Genomic DNA, 13,548 nt, shown 5'->3' on the forward strand with positions numbered 1-13,548 from the left:
CGCTGAGGCCGCATGAGACGCGGTCAGTCGATCACATCTCGAAGAGCGTCTCGGCCTGCGGTGGATCGAGGACCCGGCGAAGGTCGCTGATCGTGCGTCGCCATGCCGCACCGCCGTCCTTCCAACCAGCGGTCATCCAGGACGGCTCGGTGACCAGCCGGTCCAACGCCCGGAGGGCCAGCCGCCGGTAGTCAGCCGGGAAGTCCGGCGTGGGCGCGGTGGGCCCATGAGGCGACGGAACCGGCTTTCCGCCCGGGCACTGCGCCGCGACCAACGCCGCGGCCGCCACGGCTCGCGGCGCATCGATAGGCGACAGGTCATCGGTGAGGCTGCTGGTGGCAACGCGCTCCAGCACGGCGCCGACCATCTCGATACGCGCCTCGCTGTTCGCGTCGTCCAGACCGAGGGCGAAGTCCGCAGCGTCGTCGTTCCCGAACGGACTGGCGTCCCAGAATCCCATTGCCCATCATCCTGTCAAGCGCGGGCGTCCTCCGTGACCCGCCCTCCGGAAAGGACCAGCGAATGACCGACCTGACCGCAGACCATGCCCAGCGAGCGATCGTCGACTACACCGGACGTCTGGCGGAGTCAGCCGCTGCGGCCGGACCCGACGCCGCCGTGCCGACCACCCCGGAGTGGACCGTGACCGACCTGGTGGCACACGTGGGCCAGACCCAGCACTGGATCGCGGAGATCATCGAACGGCGCATCACCGACCCCACCCAGCTGCCCACCGCGATGGCTGTCCTCCCCACCGATCCCCGCGAGTGGCGGGCGTGGCTGTCGGAGTCGGCCCAGCGGGTCGCGAACGCCTGCTCCGACGACGCACTCGACGCGCCGGTGTTCAACGCCGCCGGAGACGAGCGCACCGGTACACGATTCTGGATGATCAACGTCCTCAACGAGACGGTCGTTCACGGCTTCGACGCAGCTACCGCGGCCGACCGACCGACCGACATCGACGCCGACGTCGCCGCCGCGCTCATCAGCCACCACCTCGCGATGCTCACCTCCCCCACGTGGGAGATGCTGCGGTCCGAGTCCGCCCGGGCCCTTCGCGGCACCGGCCAGAGCTTGCAGTGGGTGGCCACCGACACCGAGGGCGCGTGGTTCGTCGAACGGCGTCCCGACCGGGCGACCTGGCGGCTCGGAACCCAGGACGCCGATGTGACGGTGACCGGCCCGGCACAATCGCTGTTGCTGACCCTGACCCGACGGCTCCCGCTCACCGACCGCGGAGCCACCGGCATCACCGTCGACGGCGACGCCGACCTCGCCCAGCACTGGCTCGACCACACCGCCCATGTCGGCGGCTGACCCGGCGTGCCCAATGAATTCCGATACCGCGGAGCACGGTCCCGGCTGCGAACGCGACCGGCAGACCGATGCTCTCCGCCGCGAAGCCGACCATCGGTGGTCCGGTCAGGTACGCGAGGTACCCGACGGCGCTGACCCGTGCGGTCATCGCCGCCGCCGTACCCCCTGACCGCCCGGCGCGATGCACGGCGAGCGGGAACACCGGCCCGAGCGCGAGACCGGTGACACCGATCGCCACGACCATGCCCAGCGCCTCGCCGACGGCGCTCGCCACGGGGACCAGGCAGCACAGCACCACGGCGACGACGGTCAAGACCTGAAGAGCAGCGCCGTCCCCACACAGACCGCACCGGACCGCAGGCTGCGGAGCAGCCGCGCCGTGAGCAGCAACGCGGGGACCGAACCGGCCGCGACGCCGAACAAGGCGAGGCCCAGCGCACTGTCGGTGAGTTGGAGGCGCTCCTGGACGTCCGGGATCCGCGGAGCCCAGCTCGAAAGAACAGCGCCGTTGACGAAGAACACGATCCAGAGCGACGTGACGCGCATGGCGGCCCTCGGGCCGCCCTGACGAGAAGCCGTCTCCGTCCCCGGACGGTCAGGGCGGTGGCCGTTAGTCGTCGCGTCCCACCCTACGGCGTCCCGCCGCGACCCGCCGATGAGAGGCCCGGATGCGACATCGGTGGGATGGAGAACAAGCCCCGACTATGCCTCCGGTCGTACGCGATCGCGACCCGGGACAGATGTGGCGCCGCATGCCCCGCCGTGACGATGAGCGGGTGACCGAGATCATCGCGGGGCCGCACCTGTCCCTTCTGGAATTTCTTGCCGTGCTGGGCGCCATCGCGTTGGTGACTGCGCGCTGGCTTCCGCCCGCGCACCGCCCTCGCGTCACGATCGCGGCGACGACGGTTCTCGTGCTCTCGGTGATCGTGCTGAGTCTGATGGGGATCCGCTGGCAGATGCTGCCGGTACTGGCAGGCGCTGCCCTCGCGTTGCCGTTCGCCCTCTCCCCGCTGCTTCGGCGCCGAACCGGCCGGCCGGCGTGGCGGGCCCGATGGTGGCTGGCGTTGCCGGGCTCGGTGACCTGCGTCGGCCTGATCGCCACGGCTCCGGTGGCCGCCTGGGCCTTTCCGGTACCCGTGTTCCCCGAGCCGTCGGGCCAGTTCGCCGTGGGCACCCGCGTGGTGCAGTGGACCGACCCGCAGCGCTCCGAGACCTTCACCGCCGATCCGCACGACCGGCGCACCGTTGTGGTCCAGCTCTGGTATCCCGCGCAGGAGAGCCCCGCAGGGACGCAGCGAGCCCAGTACCTCGGACGCACGGAGCACGAGGCGCGCACCGTTTCCGCGGCCCTCGCCCGCCAGGTCGGTTTGCCTGGCTTTCTGGTCGACGGCGTCCCGCGTGCCCGCACCCGTTCGGTCGTCAACGCCCCGGTGGCCGGTGGGAGCGGACGGTTTCCGATCGTGCTGTTCTCCCCCGGGTCGGGCGGAGTGCGTACCCAGAACACCGCTTGGGCAGAGGAACTGGCCAGCCACGGCTATGTGGTCGCCGCCCTCGACCACCCGTACGACTCCGCCGCCGTCGTCCTCGCCGACGGCCGAACGATTTACGCCACGATTGCCTCCACCGGAGACCAGGACAAGGACGAGAAGCTGTCGGTCGGCTGGACGGCTGTTCGGGCCGCCGACCTCCGCTTCGTCCTCACCCAGCTGGACCAGCTAGGTCGAGGTGAGACGACCGGCCCGCTGACCGGACGCCTGGACACCAGCCGGGTCGCGGTCACCGGCCACTCCATGGGCGGCGCAGCGGCTCTGCAGGCAGCGCGGCAGGACCGCCGGTTCGACGTCGTCATCGATCTGGACGGCTACCCCCACGGCCCCACATCGCCCTCCCTCCACCAGCCGACGCTCGCGCTCACCCAGGCCCTCACCGCCGGCACCGACCCGCGGTACCTACCCCGCCTCACCGAGGTCCTCGAGCTCAGCACCGCGACGACCTACCGGCTCACCATTCCCGGCGCCGCGCACCTCACGTTCATGGACGGCCCCCTGTACCTGCCGCCGGTGCCCTCGATCGTCGGGTCCCTGGGCCGCACCGAGAGCCCGCGCGTCGTCGCCGCAGCCACTCTCGCCTTTCTGGACACCACCCTGCGGCACGGACCCGGTGACCTGGCCGGTGTGCTGTCGGACTACGGCGACCTCAGCATCTACCGCCCGGACCACAGCCGCTGATCTGTTGCCGCGGCAGGCGGCGCGGCCGCCGGGCGAGGTCGTCTCACTGCAGCGTCGCGCCGGTCCGGTCGAGCAGTTCCGCGCTCGCGTAGATCGGAGTGTCGGTACGCAGCGCCGGCGTGATCGCGTCCGACGGCCGGGCCCGCAGGTCGCCGCCGCCGTCTGAGTTCCGGCCGGTGTCGATCACGGCCTTCTCCACCGGCAGCCGCATTGTCCGCAGCAGGTCGAGGAGCAGCGCGTACGGAGGAAAGCCGGAGTTCTCTCCTCCCATCACCCCGGCCAGCGGGGCGGCCTCGTAGTGCTCGAGGAGGAGCTCCAGTCGCCGGTCTCCGTCGGCCTCCCGGAGCACGACGATCCGCTGATCCTCCTGGCCACCGCCGGGGGTGGTCGTCACCTCGAGCACGGTCAGCCGTCGGTGGGTCGCGAAGTCGCCGACGACATCCAGTCTTCGCTCACGCGCAGCAGAGTAGTCGGCGGTTGGTAGCGTGGCCGGACGCTGGAGCCTGCCGGGACGCGGACGGGAGTATCGCGCGTGGACGACGGCGAGTGGGCGGCCGGTGACACGATCGCCGGACGTTATCGAGTGGTAGCGATCAGCGGCCGGGGTGGGATGGGGCTCGTTTACCGGGTCCACCACCTGGAGTGGGGCGTCGACCTCGCGATGAAGAGCCCGCAGCCGCGTCTGTTCGGCACGCCGGAGGACCGCGAGCGGTTCGTCGTCGAAGCCGAGACCTGGGTGTCGCTGGGTCTCCATCCGAACGTGTGCGCCTGCCACTACGTCCGCACGATCGACGGCATCCCCCGCATCTTCGCCGAGTACCTGCCCGGGGGCAGCCTGCGCGAGTGGATCGACGATCGTCGCCTCTACCGTGGCGACGAGCGCACGAACCTGGCGACGATGCTTCGCATCGCCGTGCAGTTCGCCTGGGGCCTGCACCATGCCCACGAGCATGGGCTGGTGCATCAGGACGTCAAACCCGCCAACGTGCTGATGGACGACGAATCGACGGCGAAGATCACCGACTTCGGGCTGGCCAAAGCGCGGGCGACCGCCCGCGGATCTCGTCCGCTGCGCAGCGACGGCACCGATACCAGCGTGCTGGTGTCCGGCCGGGGGTACACCCCCGCGTACGCCTCGCCGGAGCAGATGGAGCGCCGGCCGCTGGGGCGACGCTCGGACCTCTGGAACTACGCGGCCTCGGTTCTGGAGATGTTCACCGGCGGGGTCTCCTGGTCGGTGGGCCCGGCAGCCGGAGCCGCGCTGGCGCAGTACCGGCACAGCGGACCGCCCCGCCCTGACCTGCCGTCGATGCCGGAGCCCGTCGCCGACGTCCTCGACCGATGCCTGCGCCCGGACCCGGCCGAACGCCCGGCGAACCTCACGGAGGTCGCCGACGTTCTGATCGCCGCCCTGGAGCGGACGACCGGCCGCCCCTCTTCGCGGACGCCACCGCCCGCTGCCGTGCTGCGCGCCGACGGCCTGGTCAACCGCGCGGTCTCACTCTTCGACCTGGAGCGGCCACAGCAGGCGGAGCAGACGCTCAGCGAGGCGCTGAGCGTGGACCCGCACAATCCGCACGCGCTCTACAGCACCGGCTTACTGCGCTGGCGGCGTGGCGAGATCAGCGACACCGACCTGCTCGACTCGCTCGAACACACACGGCCGGGCGTCGCCGACCCGACCGCGGTCGACGCGTTGCTGGTCCCGGTACAGCTCGAGCGCGGCGCGCTGGTCGGGCACGGCGAGGGAACGCGCCCGCCCGACCTCGACGGCGAGTTCGACGGCGAGCTGGATCACTCGCGCCTGATCCGCCTCGTGGGCAGCGGTCCGCTGGCGCTGGTCGGGCCCGCGGTCCACCCCGACGGTAGAAAGAACCGGCTCGACCGGGAGGACGAGACTTTCCAGGTCCGCGATCTGCGGACCGGCACCGTGACCGCGACGCTCGTGGGCCACACCGGAGCGGTCTGGGAGATGGACGCCACGCCCGATGGGCGGTGCGCGGTCTCGCTCGGCCTCGACGAGCAGATCCGCGTCTGGGACTTACCGGCCGGCGAGTGCCGGCACGTGCTGCCCGGCGGGTCTACGTACCAGCCGATTCGGATCAGCGCCGACGGTCGTCGAATCGTGTTTCAGGGCAACGACGGTGTGCTCCGGATCTGGGACGCCGCGAGTGGACACTTGGTCGCACGCTTCGAGAGCGGCTGGGAACACGAGGCGTACACGGACAACCTCGCGGTCAGCGCCGACGGCCGCGTGGTCCTCTCCGCGGCCGTAGCCTTCCGGTCGAGCACTGACCGCGCGGCGCCGTGGGTCGAGTTCCCGGGCGGCGTGCGGCTCTGGGACACCGTCGCGGGCCGGGAGCTCCCGGGCGCACCGCTCGAACACGTCCACAGCGTCGCGGTCAGTGCCGACGGTCGGGTGGCGGCGTGCTACGACAACATCTCGCAGAGCATCCGGGCGTGGCGATTCGACGGGGAGCCCAGCCTCGCCGGCGAGCCGAGCCTGGTACTGCGCACGCCGACGAGCGACCCACAGGGCGCCGTGGGGCATGTGGCGCTCAGCGCGGACGGCCGGTTGCTGGCCTCCGGCACGGAGTTGGGCACGGTGCGCCTCTGGGAGACCGCGACCGGACGCTGCCTGCGCACGTGTGTGCCGCAACCGAGTCCGGACCGAACGACCTTCATGGCCCCCCGGTGGGTGCTGCGTTTCGGCGCCGACGACCGGCAGGTGGTCTACACCGACGTGTGGCACCACCGCTTCTGGGCGGTGCCCACCGGGTACGTCGCGCCGTGGCTCCCCAGCCGGCCGCGGTCGCACGCGTTGCTCCTGGCGGCGGCGGAGCGCGCCCACGACCTGCTGACCGAAGCCGGCCGGGCCTTCACCGAGGAGCGGATGGCCGACTCCCTGGCGCTGCTGAGCCGGGCCCGCTCCGAGCCCGGGCACGAGCGGGACGCCCGCCTGCTGCACGCGTGGCGGCGACTGGCCGAACGGTCGGTCCGAACCGGGGTCCGCGCGATCTGGGCGCTCCCGCCGCTCGTCGGTCATGAGGGCCGGGTCAATCGGTTGGCCGTCGGCCCGGACCCGCGCTGGGCGGTGACCGGCGGAGCGGATGGCACCGTACGACGCTGGGACGTCGAGCGCGGAGAACTCGCGGCGCGCTTGGAGACCGGCGGGCCGGTGCCCGCGGTCGCGATGGGCCAGGGCTCGGACGTCTACTTCCTTCGTGCGGCCGGCCCGGACGGCTCTCCCGGCGAGCAGCAGCTACAACGCTGGCGCTCCAACAACGTCACCGGGTTGATGCGGAAAGTCGACAGGTGCCTGGAGGTGAGTCCGGACGGGCGGGTGGCGGTGATGATGGACCGCGGCGGAGTGCACACGGCCGTGCTTCTCGAGAAGCCGGCCCTGCTCGCGAACCTGGCCTCCGATTCCGAGCCGTCCCAGCCGGTCCGCATTCCGCTGGACGCCAGGATCTCGCTGTCCCTGTACCTGGGGCAGCTGCGGATCCACCACAACGAGACCGGCGCCCGGCTGGGCGAACACAGCGTCGGTGTCGGCATGGCGCTGGCCGTCGCACCGGATTCCGACCACGTCCTCACCATGTACGGAGGGGAGAACGCACTGCGGCTCTGGCGCCTGACGGACAACGCGACGGTGCACCTCCTGCGTTCCGAGGACGACGGCAGGATCCAGGGGGCCGTCTTCGCCCCGGACGGCCGTTTCGCCCTGTCCTGGAGCCGCAACTCGATTCGGGCCTGGAACCTGGAATCTGGAACTTGCCTGCGGACGCTCCACGTCGCTCCGCGTTCGCTCACGAATGCCGTGATCAGCGCCGACAGCCGTTTCATCCTGGCCGGCACCACCGACGGCTCGGTACTGCGCTGGGAGGTGGACTGGGCCCTGGAGGCCCGTGCGCCGGCGAACTGGGACGACGGCGTCGTCGGAATCCTCACCGGCCTGATCGGCGCCGGCGCCGTCAGCGGGGTGCCGCTGACCTATCCGGAGATGCTCCGGTGGATTCGGCGAGCCGGGTACGGCTGGGTGCGACCGGCCGCCATCTTCAGCTGGTTCGACGAACACTGGGCGAAGACGCTCGAGGGGACGTCGTCGACCGCCCCGCGCGGCATCCCGTCCGGCAGCTGAGCGATCAGGGCCACGGAGAAATCGTCGGGGGCGGATCCTCGTTCTCGCGGTCGGCGGCCGGGAGCCAGAGGACGAACGTGCTCCCGATGCCGACGGTGGAGAACACGGCGACCGTACCGCCGTGGGACTCGACGATCTGCCGAACGATCGCCAACCCCAGTCCGGTGCGGCGCTCGCGCGACGTCTGCTGGCCGTTCGGACCGCGCCAGAAGCGATCGAAGACGCGAGGCAGGTCCGCCGGGGCGATTCCCGGGCCCTCGTCGGCCACCGCAACCCAGAGCCACGACCTCGACCGCCCGGTGGCGACCGTCACCGTGGAGTCGTCCGGGGCCAGCCGTAGCGCGTTGGACAGCAGATTGCCGATCGCGCGCCGCAACGCGTCCGCATCGCCGACCAGATGCAGACCCGGCACCGTTGTGCAGCGCACGCCGACCGGACGTTCTGCCAGCGAGGCATCCTCCCCTGCCTCGCGCGCGACAGCGCTCAGGTCGACATCGGTCTCGACCGCCGTGTCCGCTTCTCGGCGTGCCGTCGCCAGCAAGTCCTCGACCAGCCGCGCCATCCGTGCCGTCGCACGATCAACGATCGCGACCGCCCGCTGCCGCTCCTCCGGTGTCGCCTCCGGGTCGGTCAGCGACGCGTCGAGGTGAGTACGGATGATCGCCAGCGGGCTGCGTAGCTCGTGGGAGGCATCGTCGATGAGCTGCCGCTGCGCGGAGAACGCGTCCTCCAGACGGGCGAGCATCGAGTCGATCGTGTCCGCGAGGTCGCGCAGCTCGTCGTGCGGTCCGTGCAGCCGGATGCGGCGGGACAGGTCCGTGGCCTGGATATCCCGCGCGGCATGGGCGATCGCGCCGACCGGCCGCAGCACCCGCCCGGAGAGCACCCAGCCGATGCCCAGGCTGGCCACGAACAGTCCACCGAGGGCGATCAGCGAGTAGGTGCGCAGATTCTGCAGCGTGTTGTAGTTGACCGCTGCCTCGATCTCGCTGACCTCGGCCACGGTGGCAGTTCCGAGAAACTCCCACTCCTCGCCGTAGACCTTCGCGGTCCGCTGGGTGATCGGCTGCGGCTCGGTGGTTTGCGCCACCGCCAGGTAGGTCACGCCCAGGGCGGTGGCGGCCAGGGCGAACAGCAGCGTCGAATACATCACGGTGAGCCGGAAGCGGATCGACCGGAAGACCTCAGGCCGTCGCATCAGGCAGCGTCCCGGAGGCGGTAGCCACGCCCGACCACAGTCTCGATCCATCCGTCGCCGAGCTTGCGCCGCAGCGTCCCGACCGTGACGCGAACGGTCTGGGTGAACGGATCGGCGTTCGCGTCCCAGACGTGTTCGAGCAGTTCCTCGCTGGACACGACGTGTCCCGGCCGAGTCATCAGGTACTCGCACACGCCGAACTCCTTACGGGTCAGCGTCAGCGATTCGCCGCGCAGCATCGCGGAGTGCCGGGCGGTGTCCAGCATCAGCTCCCCGATCGTCAGCGTCGCGGTGTTACCGCTGGTGTCCCTACGCAGGAGCGCCCGGACTCTGGCCTGCAGTTCGGCGAGGTGGAACGGCTTGACCAGGTAGTCGTCCGCACCCTCGTCCAGGCCGCGGACGCGGTCGGGAAGGCCCCCGCGAGCGGTGAGGATCAACACCCGTAGCTCGCCGTCACCCGGCGTGACCACGTCACCGGCGCGGAGGGCCCGGCACAACTCGAGCCCGTTCCCGTCAGGCAGATTCAGGTCGAGCAGCATCAGGTCGTACGCGTGGAGAGTGAGCCGGTCGTACGCCTCGGCGACGTCGGCGGCGACATCCACGGCGTAGCCGGCGCGCGAGAGCCCGACCCGCAAGCCCTCGGCCAGGTCTTCTTCGTCTTCGACGACCAGCAACCGCATGGTCCATCATCCCCCGGCGATGAGCGTGGTGGCGACCTGCCTGACCCGGTCGACCGGGATCGCGAACCCGATACCGATCGAGCCACCGCCCTCCAGCGTCGCGATCGCGGTGTTGACGCCTACCACCGCGCCGGCGGCGTTGACGAGCGGGCCTCCCGAGTTGCCAGGGTTGATCGATGCGTCGGTCTGCACGGCGGTTTGGCGCACCGCACCGCCGAGCCGCACCTGCCGGTCCAGGGCGCTGACGATGCCGGCGGTCACCGTGCCGGACAGCCCCAGCGGTGAACCGACCGCCAGAACCGGTTCTCCGACCCGCGTCCGGTCCAGGTCGGCGAGGTCGAGCGGGCGTAACGCGGACGATGGGTCGACCCGCAGGACGGCGATGTCACTGCTCGGATCCGTGCCGACCACCTCGGCTCGAAGCCGACGTCCGTCGGAGCCGACCACCATCACCGGGCCACCACCTTCAGCGGTGACCACGTGGCTGTTCGTCACGATGTGACCGCGGTCGTCGAAGACGAACCCCGAGCCGGATGCGCCGCCGGATCCGGTGCGCACCTGCACCGACACGACGCCGGGCAGCGCACGGCTCGCGGCAGCAACCAGATCGGACGGAATGCCGGAGGTGGCGGTAGCCCCCGGCGGTGGGCTCCCGTCGTGCCCCGTCAGGTAGCCCGCGGCGCCGCCGGCACCGGCCGAGAGCACGACGACGGTGAGGGCGCCGGTCACCACCAACGGCCATCGACGGCGCCGTCCAACCGGCGCGACCGGCGCGACCGGGCCGACCGGCGGCCACGGGCCGGGCGGCGGGAACGGCCCGAGCGGCGGTGCCTGGAGATGCGGGGAGCGGAACTCCGGTCCCCGCGGGTAACCCAATCCGGACATGAACGGTCCCTTCACGGAAGACGCGCGAACCAGAGCAGCGAGGCCAGCGCCGCCAGAACGGCGAGTACCAGTCCGGCGCCGGTGAACCGTGCCGAGACGTCTTGCAGCTCGATCTCGTAGCCGACCAAGCTGCCGATGTCGGAGTAGGCCTCGCGCAGCTCCTCGGCGTTGCCGGCTTGGTAGTACTGGCCGCCGGTCGCCCCGGCCACGGTCTCCAGCGTCTGCCCGTCGACCGGCACCGGCTGCTGCGCTCCGTAGGTCCCCCCGTTGCCGGCGTCGATCACCCCATCGGACGTACCGAAGGCGATCGTGTCCACCGGAACACCCAGCTGGGAGGCGAGCCGAGCCGCATCCTCGGGGCTCTGGCCTGCGGTGTTCGCGCCGTCGGAGAGAACGACGACCCGCGCGGGCGGCACCTCGTCTTCCGCGTCGCCGGATGCCGATCGGATCTGGTCGAGGGAGGTGGCGATCGCGTCGCCGATCGCGGTGCCGGGCTGGCCGACGCTGCGCTCGGTGAGGCGGCCGATCCCGGCGTCCATCGCGGCCTGGTCAGTCGACGGAGGCACGAGCACCACTGCGCTGCCGGCAAAGCCGATCAGCCCGACGTTGAACTGCTCGGGCAGGCCGGCGACGAATTCGCGAGCCGCGTCCTTCGCTGCGGTCAGCCGGTCCGGCGCGACGTCGGAAGCGAGCATCGAACGAGACACGTCGACGGCGACCAGCACGGTCGCCTGCTCCCGGGGCACCTGCGTCTCGGCCTGCGGCCGGGCGAGACCGACGACGAGCAGCACCAGCATGACGAGGAACAAGCCGGCCGGGACGTGCCGACGCCAGGCCGGGCGCTGCGGCGCGACCCGGTCGAGCAGCCGAAGGTTGGTGAAGCGGACGGCGTACCGGCCGCGGCGTCGCTGCGCGAGCACGTACGCGACGGCCAGCGCGGCGACGCCGAGCAGCAGCCAGAGCCGCTCCGGGGAGAGCCAGTTCATGCGGTGACGCCTCCCTTCAGAACGGGTCGATGGGCGCCGCGGCCGAGGCGACGCTGCGCGTACACGTGCCGCACGATGTCCGCGACCCAATCGCGGTCGGTCCGCAGGACGAGGTGGGCGGATCCGGCCCGCCGCAGCGCCGCGGCGATCGCTGCCTGCTGCTGCCGGGCAGCCTCCGCGTAGCGCTCCCGCAGCCCACGAGCGGCGGTCGCGATCTCCCGCCGGGCTCCGGTCTCGGGGTCGACGACCGGAAGGACGCCGACGTCCGGCAGCTCCAGTTCACGCGGGTCCGTGACGTGCACCGCGAGGACTTGGTGGCGCGCGGCGAGCCGCCGTAGCGGCTGTTCCCAGGCAGGTGGCGCCGGTCCGAGCCCATCCTCGTCGAGGCCGTCGAGGAAGTCGGAGACCACGACCACCAGTCCTCGGCGGCCCGCGGCGCGGTTGAGCTGGACGAGCGCGTCCGGGAAATCGCCCGGATCTCCCGACGCTGGGCACCGGGGTGCGGCCAGCAGCGCCCGCAGGATACCGAGCAGGTGCGTGCGGCCGCTGCGGGCCGGAAAGCGGCGGACGCCGTCCGCGCGCACCAGCGACGCGCCCAGTCGGTTGCCCGCACTGCCGGTGAGGAATCCGACCGCGGCCACCGCGGCGACCGCGAGCTCCCGCTTCTCCAACTCTGCGGTGCCGAAGTCCATGCTCGGAGATCCGTCCGCCAGGACCCAGGTCGTCAGCTCACGGTCGGCATCGACGGTGCGGACGTGCGGCGTCGTGGTGCGGGCGGTCACCGCCCAGTCCATGCGTCGCACCTCGTCCTCACCGGGCCGGTACTCCCGGCTGCCGGCCGGCTCGCTGCCGAGTCCCGGCAGCAGGCCGAGGTAGGAGCCGTGCAGCAGCCCGTCGAGCCGCCGGGTGATCGTCAGCTCGAGGCGGCGAAGCCGTTGCTCCGGGGTCAGTTCGGCCAGCGACGCGCCGGCGGTCACGCGGCCACCCCGAGGCCCGGGCCCTGCGTCTCCTGGGCGGGTGCGATCGTCGGGCGCGGCACCGTGTCGACGATCCGCTGCACGATCGTGTCCGGCGCGACGCCGTCGGCGACCGCGTCGAAGGCCAACACGAGTCGGTGGGACAGCACGTCCGTAGCGACATCGTGGATGTCGCCCGGCAGGACGTAACCGCGGCCCCGCAGCAGCGCCAGCGCACGCCCGGCGGCGACCAGTCCGAGGGTCGCCCGCGGGCTCGCACCGTAGGCCAGCTGCCCCGCCACCTCGGCCAGGCCGAAACGCGCCGGGTCGCGGGTGGCGAACACCAGCCGGACGACGTACTCGGCGAGCGCGTGGTGCACGAACACGTCCCGTGCCCGGGCTTGCAACCGGAGCAGCGTGGCGGTGTCCAGGACCGGCGACGCCACCGGACGGACGCCCCCCATCCGGTAGAGGATCGCCAGCTCCTCCCGCTCGTCCGGATAACCGACGACCACCCGCATCAGGAAGCGGTCGCGCTGGGCCTCCGGAAGCTGGTAGACGCCCTCGCTCTCGATCGGATTCTGGGTGGCCAGTACGAGGAACGGCTGCGGCACCGGGTAGGTGCGGCCGCCGATGGAGACGTGGCCCTCGGCCATCACCTCCAGCAGCGCCGACTGCACCTTCGCCGGCGCGCGGTTGATCTCGTCCGCCAGCACGAGATTCGCCATCACCGGCCCCAGCTCGACATCGAAGGACTCTTGGCTCGGCCGGTAGATCCGAGTGCCGATGAGGTCCGAGGGCACCAGGTCAGGAGTGAACTGGATCCGGCGGAACGACCCGCCGACGGCGACCGCCAGTGTCTCGGCGGCGAGCGTCTTGGCGACTCCGGGCACGCCCTCCAGAAGACAGTGCCCTCCCGCGAGCAACGCGGTCAGCAATCGCTCGACCAGGCGGTCCTGCCCGACAATCACCTTCTTGACCTCGAACAGCGTCTGCTCGAGGAGCCGCGCGTCGGCCTCCGGCGTGTGGTCTGTCATGAAACTCCCTCGCTGCGCTCAGGGTCTGTCTCGGGGCGGACGCCCGACGGAACCGGGCCGACCGGACGCCCGCCTGTCGCCCATGACAGCAACCGGCATCGAAAACCGAGCGAAGGA

The 13,548-nt window shown here is 71.5% G+C and carries 13 protein-coding genes; 3 read left to right on the forward strand and 10 right to left on the reverse strand.

Going from position 1 to position 13,548, the window contains the following annotated elements:
- Window positions 1–31: 31 nt before the first annotated feature.
- Complete coding sequence (locus BUB75_RS21600) at window positions 32–460, reverse strand: DUF4259 domain-containing protein (RefSeq protein ID WP_073259552.1); 429 nt, start codon at window positions 458–460, stop codon at window positions 32–34.
- 62 nt (window positions 461–522) lie between these two features.
- Between BUB75_RS21600 and BUB75_RS21605 the strand changes: the two genes are divergently transcribed.
- Entirely contained in the window at window positions 523–1,317 is a 795-nt protein-coding gene (locus BUB75_RS21605; protein ID WP_073259554.1) for a maleylpyruvate isomerase family mycothiol-dependent enzyme, read from the forward strand.
- Here BUB75_RS21605 and BUB75_RS45370 read toward each other — a convergent pair.
- Window positions 1,250–1,630 (reverse strand): MFS transporter, encoded by a 381-nt coding sequence (locus tag BUB75_RS45370; protein ID WP_143175341.1) that lies wholly within the window; start codon window positions 1,628–1,630, stop codon window positions 1,250–1,252. The two genes, BUB75_RS21605 and BUB75_RS45370, sit on opposite strands and share 68 nt — an antisense overlap.
- Window positions 1,627–1,863 carry a hypothetical protein gene (locus tag BUB75_RS21615; protein ID WP_073259558.1) on the reverse strand — a complete coding sequence of 79 codons (237 nt, stop codon included), beginning with the start codon at window positions 1,861–1,863 and terminating at the stop codon, window positions 1,627–1,629. The genes BUB75_RS45370 and BUB75_RS21615 overlap by 4 nt, the downstream gene beginning before the upstream one ends.
- A gap of 194 nt (window positions 1,864–2,057) precedes the next feature.
- Here BUB75_RS21615 and BUB75_RS21620 point away from each other — a divergent pair, with 194 nt between their 5' ends.
- A complete protein-coding gene (locus BUB75_RS21620) occupies window positions 2,058–3,548 on the forward strand; it encodes an alpha/beta hydrolase (protein WP_073259560.1) in 1,491 nt (496 codons plus the stop codon).
- 43 nt (window positions 3,549–3,591) lie between these two features.
- Here BUB75_RS21620 and BUB75_RS46400 read toward each other — a convergent pair whose 3' ends face one another.
- On the reverse strand, window positions 3,592–3,942 hold the full coding sequence (locus BUB75_RS46400; protein WP_178379948.1) for a bifunctional nuclease family protein: 351 nt from the start codon (window positions 3,940–3,942) through the stop codon (window positions 3,592–3,594).
- 138 nt (window positions 3,943–4,080) lie between these two features.
- Between BUB75_RS46400 and BUB75_RS21630 the strand changes: the two genes are divergently transcribed.
- The gene (locus tag BUB75_RS21630; RefSeq protein WP_073259564.1) at window positions 4,081–7,689 is read left to right on the forward strand and encodes a serine/threonine-protein kinase; all 3,609 of its coding nucleotides are present in this window, start codon (window positions 4,081–4,083) and stop codon (window positions 7,687–7,689) included.
- Window positions 7,690–7,693: 4 nt separating this feature from the next.
- Here BUB75_RS21630 and BUB75_RS21635 read toward each other — a convergent pair whose 3' ends face one another.
- From BUB75_RS21635 to BUB75_RS48185, 6 genes are read right to left on the reverse strand one after another with little or no spacing between them, the layout of a single operon-like run.
- Window positions 7,694–8,887 (reverse strand): sensor histidine kinase, encoded by a 1,194-nt coding sequence (locus tag BUB75_RS21635; RefSeq protein ID WP_073259566.1) that lies wholly within the window; start codon window positions 8,885–8,887, stop codon window positions 7,694–7,696.
- On the reverse strand, window positions 8,887–9,567 hold the full coding sequence (locus BUB75_RS21640) for a response regulator transcription factor (protein WP_073259568.1): 681 nt from the start codon (window positions 9,565–9,567) through the stop codon (window positions 8,887–8,889). Before BUB75_RS21640 ends, BUB75_RS21635 begins: the two co-directional genes overlap by 1 nt.
- Before the next feature lie 6 nt (window positions 9,568–9,573).
- Window positions 9,574–10,452 (reverse strand): S1C family serine protease, encoded by an 879-nt coding sequence (locus BUB75_RS21645; RefSeq protein WP_073259803.1) that lies wholly within the window; start codon window positions 10,450–10,452, stop codon window positions 9,574–9,576.
- An 11-nt stretch (window positions 10,453–10,463) separates the two neighbouring features.
- A complete protein-coding gene (locus BUB75_RS21650) occupies window positions 10,464–11,438 on the reverse strand; it encodes a VWA domain-containing protein (protein WP_073259570.1) in 975 nt (324 codons plus the stop codon).
- Window positions 11,435–12,415, reverse strand: a complete 981-nt coding sequence (locus BUB75_RS21655; RefSeq protein ID WP_073259572.1) for a DUF58 domain-containing protein — start codon at window positions 12,413–12,415, stop codon at window positions 11,435–11,437. Before BUB75_RS21655 ends, BUB75_RS21650 begins: the two co-directional genes overlap by 4 nt.
- Complete coding sequence (locus tag BUB75_RS48185; protein ID WP_073259574.1) at window positions 12,412–13,431, reverse strand: AAA family ATPase; 1,020 nt, start codon at window positions 13,429–13,431, stop codon at window positions 12,412–12,414. Before BUB75_RS48185 ends, BUB75_RS21655 begins: the two co-directional genes overlap by 4 nt.
- Window positions 13,432–13,548: the final 117 nt, after the last annotated feature.

It is taken from the genome of Cryptosporangium aurantiacum (assembly GCF_900143005.1).
GTDB classification, from domain to species: domain Bacteria; phylum Actinomycetota; class Actinomycetes; order Mycobacteriales; family Cryptosporangiaceae; genus Cryptosporangium; species Cryptosporangium aurantiacum.